This window comes from Acinetobacter sp. UBA6526, assembly GCF_002434875.1.
Lineage (GTDB): Bacteria > Pseudomonadota > Gammaproteobacteria > Pseudomonadales > Moraxellaceae > Acinetobacter > Acinetobacter venetianus.
The window spans coordinates 4430-5017 of sequence record NZ_DJLC01000030.1 but is presented as its reverse complement, the minus strand read 5'-3'; the positions used below and the strand labels follow the sequence as shown (position 1 = coordinate 5017).

Sequence of the window (588 nt, the reverse complement as noted above, 5' to 3'; positions counted from 1 at the left end):
AAAATGCTTGGCTCAAATCATATTTATGCAGGTACATGCCGCAATCAACATCTTCATTTTGAACAGCAGGCCATTCGCCTGAAAGTATCAAATCAAATGATTTGTTTCGAGGATCGTTTACAAGCACAACAGTGTTCCAACCTACAAAATGACTTAGGTGATTTTGTCTTAAAGCGACGCGATGACATTATAAGTTATCAACTTGCCGTCGTTGTAGATGATTATCTACAAAAGATCACGCATGTCGTTCGTGGTGCAGATTTACTCGATAATACTGTTCGACAAATTTGGCTTGGGTTATTACTTGATTATCCCAAATTAACCTATATGCATCTCCCATTGGCAATGAATGCTCAAGGCCAAAAATTATCAAAGCAGAATCTCGCTCAAGCCTTAGACATCAATAAAGCATCTGAATTACTTAGTGCAGCAATTCTTGCCTTAGGTCAGCCTATGGTTGAGCTCGATCAACCTCGAATAATGCTACAACAAGCTATTCAACAATGGGATGTAGAACGTATTCCCAAAGGCATTTATTTAAATGACATCTATCAATAAGCAATAAAAAAGCCCTGAATTCAGGGCTTT

At 38.1% G+C, this 588-nt stretch carries 1 protein-coding gene; it reads left to right on the top strand.

Features of this window, described 5'->3' with window-relative positions; translation table 11 throughout:
• Positions 1–558 (top strand): glutamate--tRNA ligase family protein (locus tag B4237_RS02195; RefSeq protein WP_286941139.1); only part of this gene is annotated, 558 nt, incomplete at its 5' end.
• Positions 559–588 lie beyond the last annotated feature (30 nt).